The following is an 18759-nucleotide window of genomic DNA, read 5'->3' on the forward strand; positions in this document are numbered from 1 at the left end:
GCGTGTTGCCCGGGTGAGCCCCGCTTAACACCGGATTTACCGCGGCGACCCATGCGCGTTCGCTCCGCCGGACACAGTTTCTGTCAAGCGACAGAAATTACGAGGAGCGTCGTGACCACACTCCAGAACGGGACCGCCACCACCGCCGGTGCGCGCGCCCACGCCCGCGCCCAGGAGGGCACCGCGGTCCACACCGCGCCGACCGTGCCCGCCGCGCGCTGGGAGAACCCGCCCGAAGGCGTCGCCGCCGGCGACCTCGTCTGGGCGGACCGCGTCCCCGCCGGCGGCTACGCCCACCGCGTGCTCGCCCCCGGCACCGCGATCCGCCTCACCGACCCCGAGGGCGACGCCTGCGCGTCGCTGCTGCTCTTCCACGCCGGCATGCCCTGGGAGCGGCTCAACGTCGCCGACACGGTCAAGGTGCAGTGGCAGGTGTACGCCGGCGCGTCGTACCTGCTGCTCAGCGACCAGGCCCGGGTCCTGGCCACCATCCTCCACGACGGCTCCGGCCGGCACGACACCCTCTACGGCACCTCCACCAGGGCCAGGAACGAGCGGCGCTACGGCGACGGCTCGCCCCAGGGCCCCAGCCCCGCCGGGCGGGAGCTGCTCGCGCTGGCCGGCGCCAAGAACGGCCTGGAGCGGCGCGACCTGCCCCCGTCGATCTCCCTGTTCCAGGGCGTGCGGATCGACGCCGACGGACGTCCGGAATGGCAGGGCTCGGCCGGGCCGGGCGCGAGCGTGACCCTGCGGACCGAGCTGCCCGTCGTCGTCCTGCTCGCCAACGCCGCCCACCCGCTCGACCCGCGCCCCGGCTACACCGTCACCCCGCTGGAGATCCTCGCCTGGCGGGACCGCGTCACCACGCCGAACGACCCGCAATGGAACGCCACGCCCGAAGGGCGGCGCGCCTACGAGAACACCGCCGACCACCGCAAGGGCAGGGGACTGTGATGACGCACGCGTTCGGGGCCGAGCTGCACCGGGAGACCGTACCGCCGCGCGCCCCCTGGTCGTGGGTGCTCACGCGGGGGCAGGTGCTCGTCATCACCGACCTCGACGGCAACCAGGCCGTCGACTTCCTCGCCTACGACGCCCACCGCTCCTGGCGCGCCTACAGCGCCCAGGCGACCCTCCAGGAGCAGGAGACGATCTTCCTGACGACCGGGAGCGTCCTGCGGGACAACGAGTCCGAGCCGCTGCTCACCGTCGTCGCCGACGAGGTCGGCCGGCACGACACCCTCGGCGGCGCCTGCTCCCGCGAGTCCAACACCCTGCGTTACGGCCACCACACCTACGCCCAGCACGCCTGCGCCGACAACTTCCTCGCCGAGCTGGCCAAGTACGGCATGGGCAAGCGCGACCAGGTGTCCAACGTCAACTGGTTCATGAACGTGCCCGTGGATCCCGACGGGGCGCTCGGCATCGTGGACGGCATCTCGGCGCCCGGCCTGTCCCTGGCCCTGCGCGCGGAGAAGGACACCCTCGTCGTCGTCTCCAACTGCCCGCAGATCAACAACCCGTGCAACGGCTTCGACCCGAGCCGCGCTCAAATGGTGGTGCACGCCGGTGGCTGAGCTCATCCGTACCGTCCTGGTCGCCAACCGCGGCGAGATCGCCTGCCGCATCATCCGCACCGCGCGGCAGCTCGGCCTGCGCACGGTCGCGGTGTTCTCGGAGATCGACCGGGCCGCCGCGCACGTCCGGCTCGCCGACGAGGCCGTCCCGCTCGGTCCCGCCGCGTCCTACCTCGACGCGGAGGCGGTCCTGCGCGCCGCCAAGGAGAGCGGCGCCGACGCCGTCCACCCCGGTTACGGGTTCCTCGCCGAGGACGCCGGCTTCGCCGAGCTGGTCGAGGGGGCGGGGCTGGCGTTCGCCGGCCCGGAGCCCGCGCACCTGCGGACGTTCGGCGACAAGCACACCGCCCGCGCGGTCGCCGTCGCCGCCGGAGTGCCGGTCTTCCCCGGTACGGGCCTGCTCGCGGACGCCGACCACGCCGTCGCCGAGGTCGAGGCCATCGGCTACCCCGTCATGCTCAAGGCCACCGGCGGTGGCGGCGGCATCGGCATGACGGTGTGCCGCACCCCCCAGGAACTGCGGGCCGCCTACGACCGGGTGACCGGCCTCGCGCTGCGCAGCTTCGGCTCCGCCGGCGTCTTCGCCGAGCGGTACGTCGAGCGCGCCCGCCACGTCGAGGTGCAGCTCTTCGGCGACGGCAGGGGCGGCGTCGTCACCCTCGGCGACCGCGACTGCTCGCTGCAGCGGCGCAACCAGAAGGTCGTGGAGGAGGCGCCCGCCCCGGCGCTGCCCGCCCACGTACGGGAGCTGCTGCACCGCACCTCCCGCGACCTGGCCGCCGCGATCCGCTACCGCTCGGCCGGGACCGTCGAGTTCGTGTACGACGCCGAACGCGAGGAGTTCTCGTTCCTGGAGGTCAACGCCCGCCTCCAGGTGGAGCACCCGGTCACCGAGCAGGTCACCGGCACCGATCTGGTCGCCTGGATGCTGCGCCTGGCCGGCGGCGACGACTCCTTCCTCGCCCCCTACCTCGCCGCCGGCGAGGTGCCGGTGACCGGGCACGCCGTCGAGGCCCGCGTGTACGCCGAGGACCCCGCCGCCGGCTTCCGCCCCAGCGCCGGCGTGCTGACCCGCGTGCAGCTGCCGTCAGGGGACGGCATCCGCGTCGACGGCTGGGCCGAGACCGGCACCGAGGTGTCCACCGCGTACGACCCGATGCTGGCCAAGGTGATCGCCACCGGCGGCACCCGCGAGGAGGCGCTGGACCGCCTCGGCGACGCCCTCGCCGCCACCCGCGCCGACGGCATCGAGGTCAACCTCGGCCTGCTGCGGGCCGCCGTCCGCGTCCCCGAGTTCAGGGCCGCCACGCACACCACCGGCACCCTCGCCGGCGTCGGCGACCCCGAGCCGCGCATCACCGTCGTGCGCTCCGGCATGATGACCACCGTGCAGGACGCCGACGGGCGCGTCGGCTACTGGCAGGTCGGCGTGCCGCCTAGCGGCGCCATGGACGACCGCTCGCTGCGCCTGGCCAACCTCGCCCTCGGCAACGACGAGAACGCGGCCGGCCTGGAATGCACCGCCACCGGCCCTTCCCTCCTGGTCAGCCACGACACGCTCGTCTGCGTCACCGGCGCCCCGGCGGCCGTCACCGTGGACGGCGCGCCCGTGCCGATGTGGGCGCCCGTCCTCGTGCCGGCCGGAGCCACCCTGCACGTCGGCGACGCCACCGCCGGGCTGCGCACCTACGTGGCCTTCGCGGGCGGGCTGGACGTGCCCCACTACCTCGGCAGCGCGGCCACCTTCACCCTGGGGCGCTTCGGCGGGCACGGCGGGCGCGCGCTGCGCCCCGGCGACGTCCTGCGCACCTTCCCCACCGCCACCACCACCGTCGGCCCTGTACCGGAGGACGTTCGACCCCGGTTCGGGCAGCACTGGGAGCTCGGCGTCACCGAAGGGCCGCACGCCGCGCCCGAGTTCTTCACCCGCGCCGACATCGAGCAGCTCTACGCCACCCGCTACGGCGTGCACTTCAACTCCGCCCGCACCGGCGTCCGCCTGACCGGCCCCAAACCCGCCTGGGCCAGGCGCGACGGCGGCGAGGCCGGGCTGCACCCGTCCAACATCCACGACACGCCCTACTCCGTCGGAGCGCTCGACTTCACCGGCGACACGCCGATCCTGCTCGGCCCGGACGGCCCCAGCCTCGGCGGCTTCGTCTGCCCCGTCACGGTGGTGTCGGGGGAGCGGTGGAAGCTGGGCCAGCTCCGGCCCGGTGACACGGTCTCGTTCGTCCCGGTCCGCGCCGGCTCCGTCCCGCGCCGCCCGACGGTGCCGGCGACGGGCGGCGACGGTGACGACGGCGTGCTGCGGCGGCTCGACGGCGGTGACGGGCCCGCCGTGACGTACCGGCGGCAGGGCGACGACAACGTCCTCGTCGAGTACGGCGACCAGGTGCTCGACCTCGCCCTCCGCGCCCGCGTCCACGCCCTGCACACCGCGCTGGCCGGCCTCGCCGAGCCCGGCGTGCTCGACCTGACGCCCGGCATCCGCTCCCTCCAGGTGCACGTCGACCCCGGCGTGCTGCCGGTGCCGCGCCTGCTCGGCCTGCTCGCCGAGCTGGAGTCCACCCTGCCGCGCACCGCCGACCTGGTCGTCCCCAGCCGAACGGTGAGACTGCCGCTGAGCTGGGACGACCCCGCCACCAGAGAGGCCATCGAGCGGTACATGGCCGGGGTGCGCGACGACGCCCCCTGGTGCCCGTGGAACATCGAGTTCATCCGCCGCATCAACGGGCTCGGTAGCGTGGACGACGTCCACCGCATTGTGTTCGACGCCGAGTACCTGGTGCTCGGGCTGGGCGACGTCTACCTCGGCGCCCCCGTCGCGACGCCGCTCGACCCCCGGCACCGGCTCGTCACCACCAAGTACAACCCCGCCCGCACCTGGACGGCGGAGAACTCCGTCGGCATCGGCGGCGCCTACCTGTGCGTCTACGGCATGGAGGGGCCGGGCGGCTACCAGTTCGTGGGGCGCACCACGCAGGTGTGGCGCACCCACCCGGCGCCCGGCGAGGACCCGTGGCTGCTGCGCTTCTTCGACCGCATCCGCTGGTACCCCGTCACGCCGGAGGAGCTGCTCGACCTGCGGGCCGACCTCGCCGCCGGCCGGACGTCCATCGACGCCGCCGACGGGTCCTTCTCGCTGGCCGAGCACGAGCGCTTCCTCGCCGACAACGCCGCGTCGATCGCCGCGTTCCGCGCCACGCAGGCGGCGGCGTTCGCGGCCGAGCGGCGGGCCTGGGAGGCGGCGGGCGAGTTCACCCGCGCCGAGCAGGCGGCGGCCGTCGAGCCCGCCCCGCCCGCCGAGGTGATCGTGCCGGACGGCGGCGCGCGGCTGGACGCGCCGTTCGTGGCGAACGTGTGGAAGGTGGAAGTCGCGGTGGGCGACGTGGTCGAGGAGGGGCAGACGCTGGTGGCGCTGGAGGCCATGAAGATGGAGACGTACCTGACGGCACCGGCCGCGGGCGTCGTGACGGACGTGCGCGCCACCCCTGGCACCCAAGTCGCCCCGGGGGACTGCCTGGTCGTCCTGGGACCGCGGGCATGACCGCCGGCGAGGCGGCGGGCGGGAGCGCCCGAGAGGTGGTGCGGGGGCGGCGGCCGGAGGTGTTCATCGCGCACCGGGACGAGGCCGCCGTGGCCGCCGACCTGGCGGTGGCGGCCGGACCGCTGGCCGGGCTGCGGCTGGCCGTGAAGAACAACGTGGACGTGGCCGGGTTCGCGACGACCGCCGCCTGCCCCGCCTTCGCGTCCGGGCCGGCGGTGGCCGACGCGACCGCGGTGGCGCGGCTGCGGGCCGCCGGGGCGACGGTCGTCGGCGTGACGAACCTCGACCAGTTCGCCACTGGCCTGGTCGGGCAGCGCAGCCCGTACGGAGGGGTGCGTGACGCGCGCCGGCCGGCGTTCGTGTCGGGCGGTTCGAGCTCGGGCTCGGCGGTCGCGGTGGCGCTCGGCCTGGCCGACATCGCGATCGGCACCGACACGGCGGGCTCCGGGCGGGTGCCGGCCGCGTTCCAGGGCATCGTGGGCATCAAGCCGACGCTCGGTACCGTCTCCGTGGCCGGGGTCGTGCCGGCCTGCCGCTCGTACGACGCGGTCACGATCATGGCGCGGGACCTCGGCACCGCCGGCGCCGCCATGGCCGCGATGGCGGGCGGCCCGGGCACCCGGCCCTGGCTGGCCGACGCACCCCTGGCCGCACCACCGAAGGCCCGCGTCGCCGTCCCCGGCGACCTGCCCGCGATGGCCCCCGGATGGGGCGCGGCGTTCGCGGACGCCGTCGAGCGCCTGCGAGCGGACGGCGCCGTGGTGGAGCCGATCCGGATCGAGCCGTTCCTGGCGGCGGCCCGGCTGCTCTACGACGGCGCGCTCGTCGCCGAGCGGCACGCCGCCGTCGGCGCGTTCGTCGACGCCCATCCGGAGGAGGTCGACCCCACCGTGGGCGCGATCATCAGCCGGGCCGGGCGGGTCGCCGCCTCCGACCTCGTGCGCGACCTCGCCCGGCTGGAGCGGCTGCGGCAGGAGTGCATGGGGCTGCTCGACGGCTTCGACGCGCTGCTCGTGCCGACGGCGCCATGCCATCCCACGGTGGCGGAGGTCGCGGCCGAGCCGGTGGCGGTCAACTCGCGCGTCGGCACGTACACGAACTTCTGCAACCTGTTCGACCTGTGCGCGGTCGCGGTGCCGTCCGGGACGGTCGACGAGGGGCCGGAACGGGGGACCGCCCAGTTCGGCGTCACGGTGCTGGCCCGGCCGTTCCACGACGCGGTCGCCCTCGACCTGGCCCGCCGCGTCCTCGTCCACCCCGAGCCGCCGGCGGAGTACGCGGGCGACCCCCCATACTTGACCGCCCCGTCGCAGGCCGCCCCGCCACTGGGCGCGCCGGTTCCGCCCGCCTCGTCGCCGCCCGCCTCGTCGCCGCCCGCCTCGTCGCCGCCCGTCTCGTCGCCGGCCGCTCTTGTGCCGTGGCCGGCGGCGATCGCGGACGGCGGCGTGCGGGCCGTCGAGCTGTTCGTGGTCGGCGCCCACCTGGCCGGCCAGCCGCTGGAGCACGAGCTGCGGCGGCTCGGCGCCCGGTGGGAGCGGCCCGCGCGGACCTCCTCCGCCTACGCCCTGCGCGTGCTCGACACCGTGCCCCCGAAGCCGGGCCTGGTCAGGGTCGGCCCCGGGGACGGGGCGCCGATCGACGGCGAGGTGTGGCTGATCTCGGAAGGGGCGCTCGGCCGCTTCCTGGCGGGCCTGCCCGCACCCATGACGCTGGGCCCGGTCGAGCTGTCCGACGGCCGCTGGGCGGTGGGCTTCGGCTGCACGCACGAGGCGGCCGCGGCCGCCGAGGACATCACGAAGCACGGCGGCTGGCGCGCCTGGCTGGCGAGCTCCTGACCGGGTGCGATGGCTCGACGGGTCGAGTTGCATGTGACAGGCCGCGGATGGGACCGTGAGGCGTGGTCACGGCAGCCGATCAGGAAACCCGTCAGGACGTCGCCTGGGCGGCGGCGAGGCAGCTCGCGCACGAGGCGGCCGAGCCGACCCCACCTGTGCAGGTCCCGCTCGGCCGGGCGGCAGGGCTGGTGCTGGCGGACGACCTCGTCGCGGCGACCCCGCTGCCGGCCTTCGACACCTCCGCGATGGACGGCTTCGCCGTGGCGGGGCCGGGGCCCTGGACGATCGCGGGCAGCGCCCGTCCCGGCCGGCCGTGGGAGGGGGAGCGGCTGGCGGACGGGCAGGCGGTGGAGATCTCGACCGGCGCCGTCGTCCCGCCCGGCACGCACGCGGTGCTGCCGGTCGAGTCGGCCACCACGGGCGACGGCCAGGTGACCGGCCCCGAGCTGCCGGGCGGCAAGCACATCCGGCGGACGGGCGAGGACGCACCGGCCGGTACAAGTCTGGCCCCCGCCGGCGCTCCGGTGGGGCCGGCGCTGCTCGGCCTGGCCGCCTCCTGCGGGTACGACGAGCTGCCGGTCCGCCGCAGACCCAGCGTCCGGGCCATCGTCACCGGGGACGAGCTGGCCCGGCACGGCCTGCCCGGCCCGGGCCGGGTGCGCGACGCGCTCGGCCCGCTGCTGCCGCCGCTGGTCGCCGACCTCGGCGGCGACCTGGCCGGCCTCGCCCACGTGCCCGACGAGCCCGACGCCGCGCTGGCCGAGGCGGTGACGGCCGCGTCGGACGCCGACGTCGTCGTGGTCACCGGATCCACGTCCGTAGGCGTCACCGACGGGCTGCGCCGCCTGCTCGCCGAGCGTGACGCCCGCTGGATCGTCGACTCCGTCGCCTCCCGGCCCGGGCATCCCGCGTTGCTCGCCCGCCCGCGCGGCGGCCCGTACGTCATCGGCCTGCCCGGCAACCCGTTCGCCGCGCTGACCGCCGCGCACACGCTGCTCGGCCCGCTCCTGGCGGGCCTGTCCGGGCGCCCGCTCGGGAGCCTGCCGCAGGCGCCGCTGCTCACCCCGATCCCGGTGCCGGCCGGCCGCACCCGCATCGTCCCGGTCGTCTGGGACGGCGCCGGCGTGCGGGCACTCGGCGGCGACCGCCCGGCCTTCCTCAACGGCGCGGCCCTCGGCGACGCCCTGGCCGCCGTCCCGCACGGCCACGAGCCCGGCGCTGCCGTACCGCTGATCCTCCTGCGGACGTGAGCGCCACGGGCCCGCCCGTGCAAGAGATCGGCAAGGCGCTCTCAAGCGCGCCTCCCTACGGTCCTCGCAGCAAAGGAGATCATGCAACGGGGAGAGAGCATGAGACTGTCATCGAAGACCGCGGGGGTGCTGGCGCTGGGGGGCGCGCTGGCGGCGAGCCTGCTGAGCGCACCGGCCGCGTCGGCCGCCGCGCTGCCCGGCTGCCCGGCCCCCAGAACGGCGAACGTCGACGACGGCACGGGCGTCATGCGGGGGTCCTTCAACCTCAAGACCGCCCCGTACGCCGCCTGCGGGAACGTCGCCAAGCTGCACAGGGGCCAGGTCCTCTACTTCCACTGCTGGACCAGGAACAGATACGGCAAGCACTGGGTGTTCGCCCGCGTCAAGGGCACCGGCACCTACGGCTGGATGAGCCTGGACAACCTCACCTCGATCAAGAACAGCCGCCTCACCTTCTGCCCCGGTGAGGACCACCGCCGAGGCTGACGACCCACGCGGCACCGGCTCGTCTCCTCGGGGACGAGCCGGCCAAACTCATGGCGAATACTGGACCGATTCCGTCCACAATCGGTCGTAACGTGCGAGGCGGCAGAGAAAACACGCCCTCATACAGGAGAAACGCCATGGACTTCGTCTCGATCCGCGTCATCACCGATGACGTCGCCCGCCTCACCGGCTTCTACGAGCAGGCCACCGGCCTGCGAGCCCGCTGGTCCACCGAGGAGTTCGCCGAGATCAGGTCGGCCACCGCCACGCTGGCGATCGCCGGCACCCGCACCGTCCCGCTGTTCGCCCCCGGATCCTCCCGGCCCGCCGACAACCACAGCGTGATCATCGAGTTCCTCGTCGAGGACGTGGACCGCGTGTACGAGAACCTGTCCGGCCAGGTCACAGGCTTCGTCACCGAGCCCCGCACGATGCCGTGGGGCAACCGGTCGCTGCTGCTGCGCGACCCCGACGGCAACCTCGTCAACTTCTTCGCCCCCGTCACCCCGGAGGCCGCCGCCCGCCTCGCCCGCTGACACCCGGGCAGGTCGGTGCCCCGGCGCGATGTGCGGGCACCGGCGCGTCCGGCATGGACGGGCACCGCGATGAGGCGCTCAGGGTCACGGACGCTCCGCTCGGCCGGCGCGGGCCCCTGATTCCGCAATCACCGCACCTGCAGCCTTCTTGATCACTATCCTGCGTGGTTCGTCACCACGGAGGGATCATGATGACCGAAGCCGTCACGTTGGACGTCGAGAAGGGCAAGGAGCTCGGGCTTCGCGAGGCCGACCTCGTGCTGCTCACCGAGACCGGGCTCCCCCGCTCCGCGGGCGGGCATTTCAGCACCGACATTCCCGACGGGCCGCTCGGGCTGTTCGCCGTCGTCCCGCTGGCCGAGGGCAACCACGGCTTGATCGTGGGCGGGCCGCATCAGGACGGCGACATGGTGTTCTTCCTCGACGTGGACGAGGGCGCCGTCGTCCTGGTCGATCTGGACGGCGGTGACGAGGGGCTGAAGTTCGAGGTCGTGAACACCTCGCTGGCGTCCTTCGCCGAGTTCGTCCAGCGGCTGGGCGCGTACGCGGACGCGTCGCCGGCGGAGCGTCCCGCCGACGACAAGGCCCGCCTGGCGGAGATCGCCGCGAGTCTGCAGACGCTCGACCCCGAGGCGTTCCGGCACCCGCACTGCTGGTGGGCGATGGTGGTCGCGCGTCACCGGCGGGCGGCGGCCAGGCGGGAAAGGGAGCGGGCGCCCGCCGCGTCGCACGCCGAGGCGTTCGACCGGGCTCTGGACCGGCTGGAGGAGAAGGGCTGGCGGCACGTCACCGGCGAGGAGTTCGCGTCCGCGACCGGTGAGTGGGGGCTGCTGGCTCTGCCCCCCGACTTCACGGACGCGTTCGCGGCCGACGGCACCCTGCTGCGGGACGTCGACGTGCGCTGGAGGGGCGGCCTGGCATCGGAACTGCAGTCGGCCTTCGCCTGGGAGGGGCTCGTGCTCCGCGTGCCCGAGGAGGACCCGGAAGACGATCCGGAGGACTTCGAAGCCGCGATGGACCGGCTCATGGCCGCGGCCCACGGCCCTACCGAGCCGGGCGAAGGCACCGTGACCTGCCTGGCCGCCGAGGAGCCGTCCGACCTGTGCCGCGTCCTGCGGGCCTTCGAACTTCTGGCCGCCCAGGGGTACGTGGCCGAGCCCGCGCTCTGGCCCACCACGTCGGGCTGCTGGGAGCGGGTGGCCGAACGCAGCCAGGACACGGAGGCCCTCAAGGCCGTCTTCTGGAACACCCAGAGCCACGACAGCGCCTTCGACGTCAGGGGCGACCTGGTCGAGCAGCTCCACCTCGGCTGGGCGGGCGACCCTGAGGAGATCGGCGCGGCCCTGGCCGCTGCCGGGCTGGCGGTGCAGGTACCGCAGGACGAGGGCACGACCTTCATCCTCGACCCCGCCTGATACCTGCCCGAAAGGCTGTGGTGGTGCCGCTGCGCCAACGCCTGGGACTCCTGCCGGTCACCGACGACGTGTTCGACGAGCCGGTCGGCGCGTAACGGGAGGCCGGGCCGTTCATGTGCATGTCCCGAGGACTGGGAGGCGGCGCGCCGCGCGAAGAAGCCGATGCCCGCGCCGCCGCGGAACGTGACCGGCACGTCAGGCGTGACGACGTCCCGGTCGTCCTCGACGGCCGGGCAGTGAGTTGTCCTCGTCGATGGCGGCTGGCCCAGTAACCGCCATGAGCCGGGCGGCCCGGGTGAGGGCCGCCCCGCAGGATGGGCTACTGGTCGGCGGTGTCGGGAATCCAGGAGCCGTGGATGCCGCCGGTGACGCGGCGGGGCAGATGGACGGTGGCGATCCGGTCGAGGCCGGCGGCGTCCAGGACGAGGAGCTGGGAGGCGTCCTGCTTGAGGTCCGAGATGACGGTGAGGAGGTAGCCGTCGTCCTCGTTCGCGGCGCCCTCGGCGGGGACGAAGACGGCCTCGCTGGGCAGGCGGGCGTCGCCGGCCTGGTGGACGCGGCGGGCGCCGGTGGCGCGGTCGTACTTGACGACGCCGTAGCCGCCGTAGCCGTCCTGGTCGGGGAAGGAGATGGCGTAGGTGTAGCGGTTCTCGGCGCCGAGGTAGTCCTCGTTGAGGGTGGGGAACTCCACGGCGAGGTCGTCGATGGTCTGCTCGTCGAGCCTGCCCTGGGCGAGGTCGACGACCCAGCGGCGGGTGTAGGAGCGGGTGTTGGGTTCGGTGCCGCGGCCCGGCGCGCCGACCCACCAGTTCCAGGACAGCTGGAAGCCCTCGCGGTCGACGGTGGGGCCTTCCAGGACGATGCGGCCCTGGGCGTCCTCGTAGGCGTTGGCGGCGTGCAGCATGTTACCGGGCTCGATGTCGAACCAGCGGATCCTGGTGGCGCCGTCGGCGGTGCGGGGCATGACGCCGATGCGGGAGGGCTGGGCGTCGCTCCAGCCGTACGGGATGCCGGAATGCTCGGCCGGGTCGAAGGTGACGGAGCCTTCGATGAAGACCACGTGATGGCGGGTGATCGCGAAGTCGTGCTTGAGGGAGGCGGTGGCGCCGGGGATCTCGGCGCTGTGCACGATCCGGCCCTTGGCGTCGGCGACGTAGTACAGGAGGTAGGGCGGGAACGGCGAGGAGCCGAAGAAGTGCAGCTCGCCCGTGACCGGGTCGGTCTTGGGGTGCGCGGTCATCGCGCTGCGCAGCTTGCCGTCGAAGTCGTAGGCGCCGACGGTCTCCAGCTCGGCGTCCAGCTCGAACGGGAAGTTCGCCTCGCACAGGGCCAGCAGGCGTCCGGCGTGCTCGATGACGTGGGTGCCGGCGACGCTGGCGGTCAGGTCGGGGCCGTGCTCGGTCATGTAAGGGGCGCCGTCGAGGGCGGGGGTGCGCACCCACCGGTTGCGGTACCACTCGGCCCGGCCGCTCCGCAGCCGGATGCCGTGGACCATGCCGCTGCCCTTGAACCAGTGCGTGGGGGTGACGCCCGGCTTGGGGTTGTGGCTGTTGCGGACCAGCCGGCCGTTCAGCTCGGGCGGCAGGTGGCCTTCGACGGTCAGCCCGGTCGCGGTGATCTCGTCGACGGCGGGGGTGTAGTGGCCGGTCAGGTAGGGCTTGGTGGTCATGGCATATTCCTCTTCCTCGGTGCGGTTCGGCTGTTCTGCGGCGAAGGGGGTGGTCATCGGGCGGGCTGCTCGGCGCGGGTCTTCAGGGCCGCGAGCCAGGACTGGAGCGAGGCGTGCAGGGCCTGGCGGAGCTGCTCGGCGGCGGCCTCGACGGGCGCCCCGGCCCACGACTCCTCGGTGCGGACGGTGACGCGGTCGCCGTCGGCGGTGAACGTCCACACGTGCACGCCGTCGATGCCGCCGGCCGGGCCGCCCCACACGATCCGCTCGCCGGGGACGACCTCGAAGACGGTGGAGGTGATGTCCAGGCCGTGGGTGGTCCACCGGAAGGAGCTGCCGGGCTCGACGGGGCCGGTGAGCGTGGCGGTGTCGATGGCGTCGTTCCAGCTCGGCCACGCGTCGATGCCGGTGTGCAGCGCCCACACCCGCTCGATAGGGGCGTCGATGGTGGTGGACAGGCGGACGATCACGGGGGCGGTCTCGTCGATGGTGCGCATGGCGGGGTTCCTTTCGGTCGAACGCGTGAGACAGGCGGCCAGGACGGCCGTGGCGAGCAGGACGGCGGCCGAGGCGGTGAACGCCGCACGGTAGCCGTCGGTGAGGGCCTGGAGGTGCGGCGAAGCGGAGCCTGCGGTGACCGATCCGGCCAGCGTGGCCAGGACGGCCAGGCCGATCGCGCCGCCGACCTGGCGGGTGGTGTTCACCAGCCCGCCGGCCGTTCCGGAGTCCTCCTTGGCGACCCCGTCCATGGACAGGTCGGTGAGCTGGATGAAGGCGACGCTGAGGCCGAGCCCGATGAGGACGCTCGGACCGAGCACGTCGGCGAGGTAGGAGCCTCCGGCGCTGATCCGCGCCAGCCACAGCGTCCCGGCGGCCTGCACGAGCAGGGCGGACAGCAGCGTACGGCGGGGCCCGAGCCGGGCGGTGAGCCGTGGGGACCAGGCGGAGCCGGCCATGATGGCGCCGGCGAGCGGAAGCTGGCCCAGACCGGTGAGCAGCGGGCTCTCGCCGAGAACCTCCTGCTGGTAGAGCGGCAGGAAGAAGAACAGCGCGAGCCACACCGACCCGAACAGGGCCATCAGTAGGTTCCCGGCGGCCACCCGGCCGCCCCGCACCAGCCGCGGCGGCACCAGCGGATCGGGATGACGGCGCTCCACCAGGACGAACACCGTGCCGAGGACGGCGGCGAGGGCGAGGGCGCCCAGGACGCGCCCATCGGTCCAGCCTTGTGCGCGGGCCGCGCTCAACCCCCAGACCAGGCCGGTCAGGGACAGCGTGATCGTCAGGGTGCCGAGCGGGTCGAACCGGCCGCCCCCGCGCGGCTGGGCGCGCGGGGTGCCGAGCGCGACGGCGAGCAGCACCGCGAAGGTGCCGGCGGTGACGGCGAAGAACAGCGCCCGCCAGCCCCACGCCTGGGCCAGGAGACCGCCCAGGAGCACCCCGGCGGCGCCGCCGGCACCCGAGACCGCGCCCCACACCCCGAGCGCCCTGGCCCGGCCGGGGCCGGGCGGGAACAGGCCCATCACCACGGCCAGCGCGGCCGGGGCGATCGCCGCCGCGCCCATTCCCTGCACGGCGCGGGCCGTGATCAGCACGCCCGCCGAGGACGCCAGGCCCGACACGGCGGAGGCCGCTCCGAAGAGCGCCAGCCCGCCCAGCAGGAGCCTGCGATGGCCCAGCAGGTCCGCGGCCCGCCCGCCGGCCAGCAGCAGGGCGCCGAACGCCAGCCCGTAGGCGTTGACGACCCACGTCGTGCCGCCGTCGGAAAGCCCGGCGCCGTCCCGGATCTGCGGGAGCGCCACGTTGACGATCGAGTTGCCGAGCACGACGAGGAACTGCGCCGCGGCCAAGGCCGCGAGCGCCGGGCCCGTGGCTGTCTTACGCATCTCCGACTCCAGAAGTGTGTGGTTGACCACTCAATGTTGTGGCGGAAAAGAAGGCGGGGCGCGAGCCCCGCCGGCGTCCTCCCGGGCGGATCGCCCCGGAGGGCTCAGTAGTGCGTGATGCCCGCCGAGAGAGTCCGCGTCCAGGGCGCCTGTATCTCGTCGGCGCCGATGGACACCAGCAGGTGGCACAGCATGCCCGTGGCGAAGAAGTCCTGGACCTGGGCCTCGGCGCCGCCGGAGGCGCCGCGCACGTACTCCACCAGCCGGGCGTAGCCCTGCCGGACCGCCTCACGCACGGCCGGCTCGGACACCGCCGCCGCCTGGGCGTGCAACTGGATCAGCATCAGGTCGTTGTCGCTGATCAGCTGCGCGTAGGCGTCGCCCATCGCGTGCAGGACGGTCTCGGGCGAGCCGCCGCCGTGGGTGGCCACCGCCTGCTCCAGCGCGCCGCGCACCTTCACGAAGCAGTGCTCGACGACCGCCACGAACAGCGACTCCTTGCTCGGGAACAGCCGGTAGACGTAGGCCTGGGAGATGCCCGCCGCCTTGGCCACCTCCGTCGTGGTCGTGCCCCAGTAGCCGCGGGCGGCGAAGGCGCCGATGGCGGTGGCGAGCACCGTCTCCCGGCGCTCGTCGGCGGTGGACAGCTGTCGCGCTCGGCTCGTCGTCATGTGAGTAATAAACCACTCACACTTTCCGGTGTCAAACGGCGAGCCCGCAGCCGACGTCGGCCAGCGCGCGCAGCACGTCGATCTCCGCTGCCCGGCATGGACGGCACCAGGACCAACGACGAGATCGCGGCCCGGCCGCCTCAGCCGGGCGCCACGCGGGAGCGCGGCCGCGGCAGCCGGAACAGGTCCTTCAGCCTGCGCAGCGCCTTCTCGTCGCCGCTGGTCGTCGCGGCGCCGCCGTCGATGGCCTCGGCCAGGGTGAGCCGCTGGCCGGTCAGGTCGAGGAACGCCTCCTCGCCGATCGTCAGGACGGCGTCCGGACGCTGGGCGGGCCCGTGCAGGGTGTCGATGGTGCCGTCCTCGACCCGGGCGTGGAAGACCTCATCGCCGACGCGGAACTCGTACGTCGCCCGGAGCCCGGCGGCGGCCTCCGGGTCGAAGCAGGCGCGCAGCCCGAGCACCGCCCAGCCGGGGTGGAACGTCTCGCCGTCGCGCCGCTCGCCCATCGCCCACTTCAGCCCCCACCGGGCCAGCTCCAGGACGGCAGGGCCGAGCTCCTCGCCGGCCTCGGTGAGGGCGTAGGCGGGGGTGCGGGCGGGCGGCGGGAGGGTGATCTTGTGGGCCAGCCCCTCGCGTTCGAGCTGCTTCAGGCGGGCGGCGAGCAGGCCGGTGCCGAGGCCGCGCAGGCTGGCCTGCAGATCCCCGAACCGTTTCGGCCCGGTCAGCAGCTCGCGGATCAGCAGCAGCGTCCAGCGCTCGCCGACGAGGTCGAGGGTGCGCGCGGTCGCGCAGTACTGGTTGTAGGTTCGCTGTTCCACTTCACCACTCTAAAGTGTGGGCTTCCTCTTCTTGAACGGGCGCGAGGGAGGGTGTGCACGATGCACGGCCGAGCCGCGACGGCTGTGTGATGTCACCACTGACACCTGTCTGACCAGCACCTATGGTGGCCGCCAAGCACCCCGTCCCCGCTTGTACGCGAAGGAGCCCGGCATGTCCTCTGCTGTCGGTGTCGACGATTACGCGCTCACCAGGGTCCCCCCGAGCGCCCGCTACTCCTGGTGGTCGGTCGCCGTTCAACGGTTCGGCCAGGTCTCCGCGCTCAGCCAGTTCCTGCTCGGCGCCACGCTCGGCTTTGGGATGGGCTTCTGGGAGGCGTTCCTCGCGCTCACCCTGGGCGCCGTCATCCTGGAGGTGGTGGCCGTCTTCGTCGGCGTCATCGGGGTGCGGGAGGGGCTGTCCACGTCCATGCTGGCCCGCTGGACGGGGTTCGGCCGGTCCGGGTCCGCGCTGATCGGGCTGGCGATCGGCATCAGCCTCGTCGGCTGGTTCGGCATCCAGTCGGCGGTCTCCGCGCAGGGGCTGGCCGCCCTGGTGGGCGTGCTGCCCGAGTGGGGCTGGTCGCTGGTGTTCGGGCTGGTGGTGACGGCGATCGTGCTGTGGGGCTTCGGCTCGATGGCCTGGACGGCGTACGTCACCGTGCCCGCGTTCCTCGTCCTGGTCGGCTGGTCGATCATCAGCGAGCTGTCGCGCCACGACGTGGGCGCGCTGATGGCGTCCGCGCCGCCGGGCCCGCAGCTCACGCTTCTGCAGGGGACGACGCTGGTCGCCGGAGGGTTCATCGTCGGCTCGATCATCACGCCCGACATGACCCGGTTCAACCGCAGCGTCGCGGACGTCGTCAAGCAGACGGTGCTCGGCGTCACCCTCGGCGAGTACGTCATCGGCCTGGCCGGCGTCCTGCTGGCGCACGCCGTCGGCACCAGCGAGATCACCACCATCGTCACCTCGTCGGTGGGCTGGGTCGGGATCCTCGTCATCGTCGCCGGCACCGTGAAGATCAACGACTGGAACCTGTACTCCTCCGGCCTCGGCCTGGTGAACTTCGTCGGCACCGTCTTCGGCAGGCGCGTGCACCGCGGCCTGGCCACCGCGCTCATCGGCCTTGTGGGCAGCGTGCTGGCGGCGGCCGGCATCCTCGACGCCTTCACCGAGTTCCTGACGCTGCTCGGCGTGGCCTTCCCGCCGATCGCCGGGATCATGGTCGCCGAGTACTTCGTGGTCCGGCGCTGGCGCGGCGACCTGGAGGCCGCCAGGGCGGGCGGCGGACTGCCCGAGCGGGCCCCGGCGTGGGTGCCGGCCACGCTGGTGATCTGGCTGGTCGCGGCGCTGGTCGGCAGGTTCGTCGAGGTCGGGCTGGGCAGCATCAACGCGCTGGTCGTGGCGTTCGTCCTGTACGTGGTGGCCGGGAAGCTGGGCCTGGTGCGGGGCGTGGGGGAGAGCCGTACCGAGCTGGTGCGGGCCTGAGAAGACAAGTGAGGGGATATTCCGTGCGTATCGGCATCGACGTGGGCGGCACCAACACCGACGCCGTCCTCCTGGACGGGCGGCAGGTGCTCGCCGCCGTCAAGACCAGCACCACCGCCGACGTCACCTCCGGCATCGTGGCCGCCATCGCGGGGTTGCAGGAGCAGCGGCCGTTCGACCCGGCGGACGTGCGGGCCGTGATGATCGGCACCACGCACTTCATCAACGCCCTGGTCGAGGCCCGCAGGCTGGCCCCGACGGCGGCGCTGCGGCTGAGCCTGCCCGCCGGGGCGTCGCTGCCGCCGATGGTCGACTGGCCGGGCCGGCTGATCGAGGCGGTGTCCGGGCGCGGCTACCTGGTGCACGGCGGCCACGAGTTCGACGGCCGGCACATCGCCGAGCTGGACGAGGCCGAGGTGCGCAAGGCCGCCGCCGACATGGGCCAGGCCGGGGTCCGCAGCGTCGCGATCACGTCGGTGTTCTCGCCGGTCAACGCCGAGTTCGAGGCGCGCGCCGCGGAGATCGTCGCCGCCGAGCTGCCGGACGTGGCCATCTCGCTGTCCTCCGAGATCGGCCGCATCGGGCTGCTGGAGCGGGAGAACGCCACCATCATCAACGCCGCGCTGCGCGAGCTGGCCGCCCACATCGTGGACGGCCTGGCCTCCTCCGTCTCCGGCGCCGGCATCACCGCGCCGCTCTACCTCAGCCAGAACGACGGCACCCTCATGGACGTCGACTTCGCCCGCCGCTACCCCGTGGCCACGTTCGCATCCGGGCCCACCAACTCCATGCGCGGCGCCGCCGTCCTGTCCGGCCTCGACACCTGCGCGGTCGTGGACGTCGGCGGCACCACCAGCGACGTCGGCGTGCTGCGGCACGGCTTCCCGCGCGAGGCCACCACCGACGTCACCGTGGCCGGCATCCGCACCAACTTCCGCATGCCGGACGTGCTGTCCATCGGCATCGGCGGCGGCAGCCGAGTGCGGGACGGCGCGGTCGGGCCCGACTCCGTCGGCTACGAGCTGACCAGCAAGGCGCTCGTGTTCGGCGGCGACACGCTGACCGCCACCGACATCGCCGTGGCCGCCGGCCGCGCCGAGATCGGCGACCCCTCCCTCGTCGCCCACCTCGACAAGGGCCTGGTCGAGGCGGCATTGCGGCGCATCGCCGACGACGTCGCCGACGTGGTCGAGCGCATGCGCACCTCCGCCGAGCCGCTGCCCGTCGTGGCCGTCGGCGGCGGCTCCGTACTCCTGCCCGACGAGCTGGTCGGCGCCGGCGAGGTACGCCGTCCCGACCACTACGCCGTCGCCAACGCCATCGGCGCCGCCATCGCCCAGATCGGCGGCGAGGTGGACCGCGTGTACGCCGTGGAGCCCGGCCGCCGCGACGCCGTCGTGGACGCCGCCAAGCAGGAGGCCGTGGACCGGGCCGTCGCCGCCGGCGCGTCCCCCTCGACCGTGCAGATCGTGGACTTCGACGAGGTGCCGATCCCGTACCTGCCCGGCAACGCCACCCGCATCAGGGCCAAGGCCGTGGGCGAACTCCAGCTCACCGACGCGAAGGGACGCTGACACCAC

At 73.9% G+C, this 18759-nt stretch carries 14 protein-coding genes; 10 read left to right on the forward strand and 4 right to left on the reverse strand.

The window, feature by feature from the left end; all coding sequences use genetic code 11:
- Nucleotides 1-111 precede the first annotated feature (111 nt).
- The 8 genes from HCN51_RS04000 (at nt 112) to HCN51_RS04035 (ending at nt 10649) form a co-directional block, all read left to right on the forward strand.
- Nucleotides 112-954, forward strand: a complete 843-nt coding sequence (locus HCN51_RS04000; RefSeq protein WP_206066533.1) for an urea amidolyase associated protein UAAP1 — start codon at nt 112-114, stop codon at nt 952-954.
- Complete coding sequence (locus HCN51_RS04005) at nt 954-1577, forward strand: urea amidolyase associated protein UAAP2 (protein WP_206066534.1); 624 nt, start codon at nt 954-956, stop codon at nt 1575-1577. Before HCN51_RS04000 ends, HCN51_RS04005 begins: the two co-directional genes overlap by 1 nt.
- A complete protein-coding gene (uca, locus tag HCN51_RS04010) occupies nt 1570-5127 on the forward strand; it encodes an urea carboxylase (RefSeq protein ID WP_346433529.1) in 3558 nt (1185 codons plus the stop codon). Before HCN51_RS04005 ends, uca begins: the two co-directional genes overlap by 8 nt.
- Nucleotides 5124-6962, forward strand: coding sequence for an allophanate hydrolase (locus tag HCN51_RS04015; RefSeq protein WP_168006861.1), 1839 nt, complete (start codon nt 5124-5126; stop codon nt 6960-6962). Before uca ends, HCN51_RS04015 begins: the two co-directional genes overlap by 4 nt.
- A gap of 62 nt (nt 6963-7024) precedes the next feature.
- Nucleotides 7025-8212: a molybdopterin-binding protein gene (locus tag HCN51_RS62105; protein WP_168006863.1), complete on the forward strand. Its 1188-nt coding sequence runs from the start codon at nt 7025-7027 to the stop codon at nt 8210-8212.
- Between the two features lie 99 nt (nt 8213-8311).
- The gene (locus HCN51_RS04025) at nt 8312-8698 is read left to right on the forward strand and encodes a hypothetical protein (RefSeq protein WP_168006865.1); all 387 of its coding nucleotides are present in this window, start codon (nt 8312-8314) and stop codon (nt 8696-8698) included.
- 137 nt (nt 8699-8835) lie between these two features.
- Nucleotides 8836-9234 carry a VOC family protein gene (locus HCN51_RS04030; protein ID WP_168006867.1) on the forward strand — a complete coding sequence of 133 codons (399 nt, stop codon included), beginning with the start codon at nt 8836-8838 and terminating at the stop codon, nt 9232-9234.
- A 188-nt stretch (nt 9235-9422) separates the two neighbouring features.
- The gene (locus HCN51_RS04035; RefSeq protein ID WP_168006869.1) at nt 9423-10649 is read left to right on the forward strand and encodes an SUKH-4 family immunity protein; all 1227 of its coding nucleotides are present in this window, start codon (nt 9423-9425) and stop codon (nt 10647-10649) included.
- 319 nt (nt 10650-10968) lie between these two features.
- Here HCN51_RS04035 and HCN51_RS04040 read toward each other — a convergent pair whose 3' ends face one another.
- From HCN51_RS04040 to HCN51_RS62110, 4 genes are all read right to left on the reverse strand, one after another.
- Nucleotides 10969-12318, reverse strand: coding sequence for a carotenoid oxygenase family protein (locus tag HCN51_RS04040; protein WP_168006871.1), 1350 nt, complete (start codon nt 12316-12318; stop codon nt 10969-10971).
- 53 nt (nt 12319-12371) lie between these two features.
- The gene (locus tag HCN51_RS04050; protein ID WP_206066535.1) at nt 12372-14204 is read right to left on the reverse strand and encodes an MFS transporter; all 1833 of its coding nucleotides are present in this window, start codon (nt 14202-14204) and stop codon (nt 12372-12374) included.
- A gap of 104 nt (nt 14205-14308) precedes the next feature.
- Nucleotides 14309-14875 carry a TetR/AcrR family transcriptional regulator gene (locus HCN51_RS04055; protein WP_168006873.1) on the reverse strand — a complete coding sequence of 189 codons (567 nt, stop codon included), beginning with the start codon at nt 14873-14875 and terminating at the stop codon, nt 14309-14311.
- Between the two features lie 140 nt (nt 14876-15015).
- Nucleotides 15016-15693 carry a winged helix-turn-helix transcriptional regulator gene (locus HCN51_RS62110; RefSeq protein ID WP_168006875.1) on the reverse strand — a complete coding sequence of 226 codons (678 nt, stop codon included), beginning with the start codon at nt 15691-15693 and terminating at the stop codon, nt 15016-15018.
- 172 nt (nt 15694-15865) lie between these two features.
- On the opposite strand from HCN51_RS62110, the gene HCN51_RS04065 reads away from it, so the two are divergent.
- Together HCN51_RS04065 and HCN51_RS04070 are read left to right on the forward strand one after the other, a co-directional pair.
- A complete protein-coding gene (locus HCN51_RS04065) occupies nt 15866-17179 on the forward strand; it encodes a purine-cytosine permease family protein (protein WP_168006878.1) in 1314 nt (437 codons plus the stop codon).
- 23 nt (nt 17180-17202) lie between these two features.
- Nucleotides 17203-18753 carry a hydantoinase/oxoprolinase N-terminal domain-containing protein gene (locus HCN51_RS04070; RefSeq protein ID WP_168006880.1) on the forward strand — a complete coding sequence of 517 codons (1551 nt, stop codon included), beginning with the start codon at nt 17203-17205 and terminating at the stop codon, nt 18751-18753.
- The last annotated feature ends 6 nt before the right edge of the window (nt 18754-18759 follow it).

It is taken from the genome of Nonomuraea composti, assembly GCF_012034275.1.
Lineage (GTDB): Bacteria > Actinomycetota > Actinomycetes > Streptosporangiales > Streptosporangiaceae > Nonomuraea > Nonomuraea composti.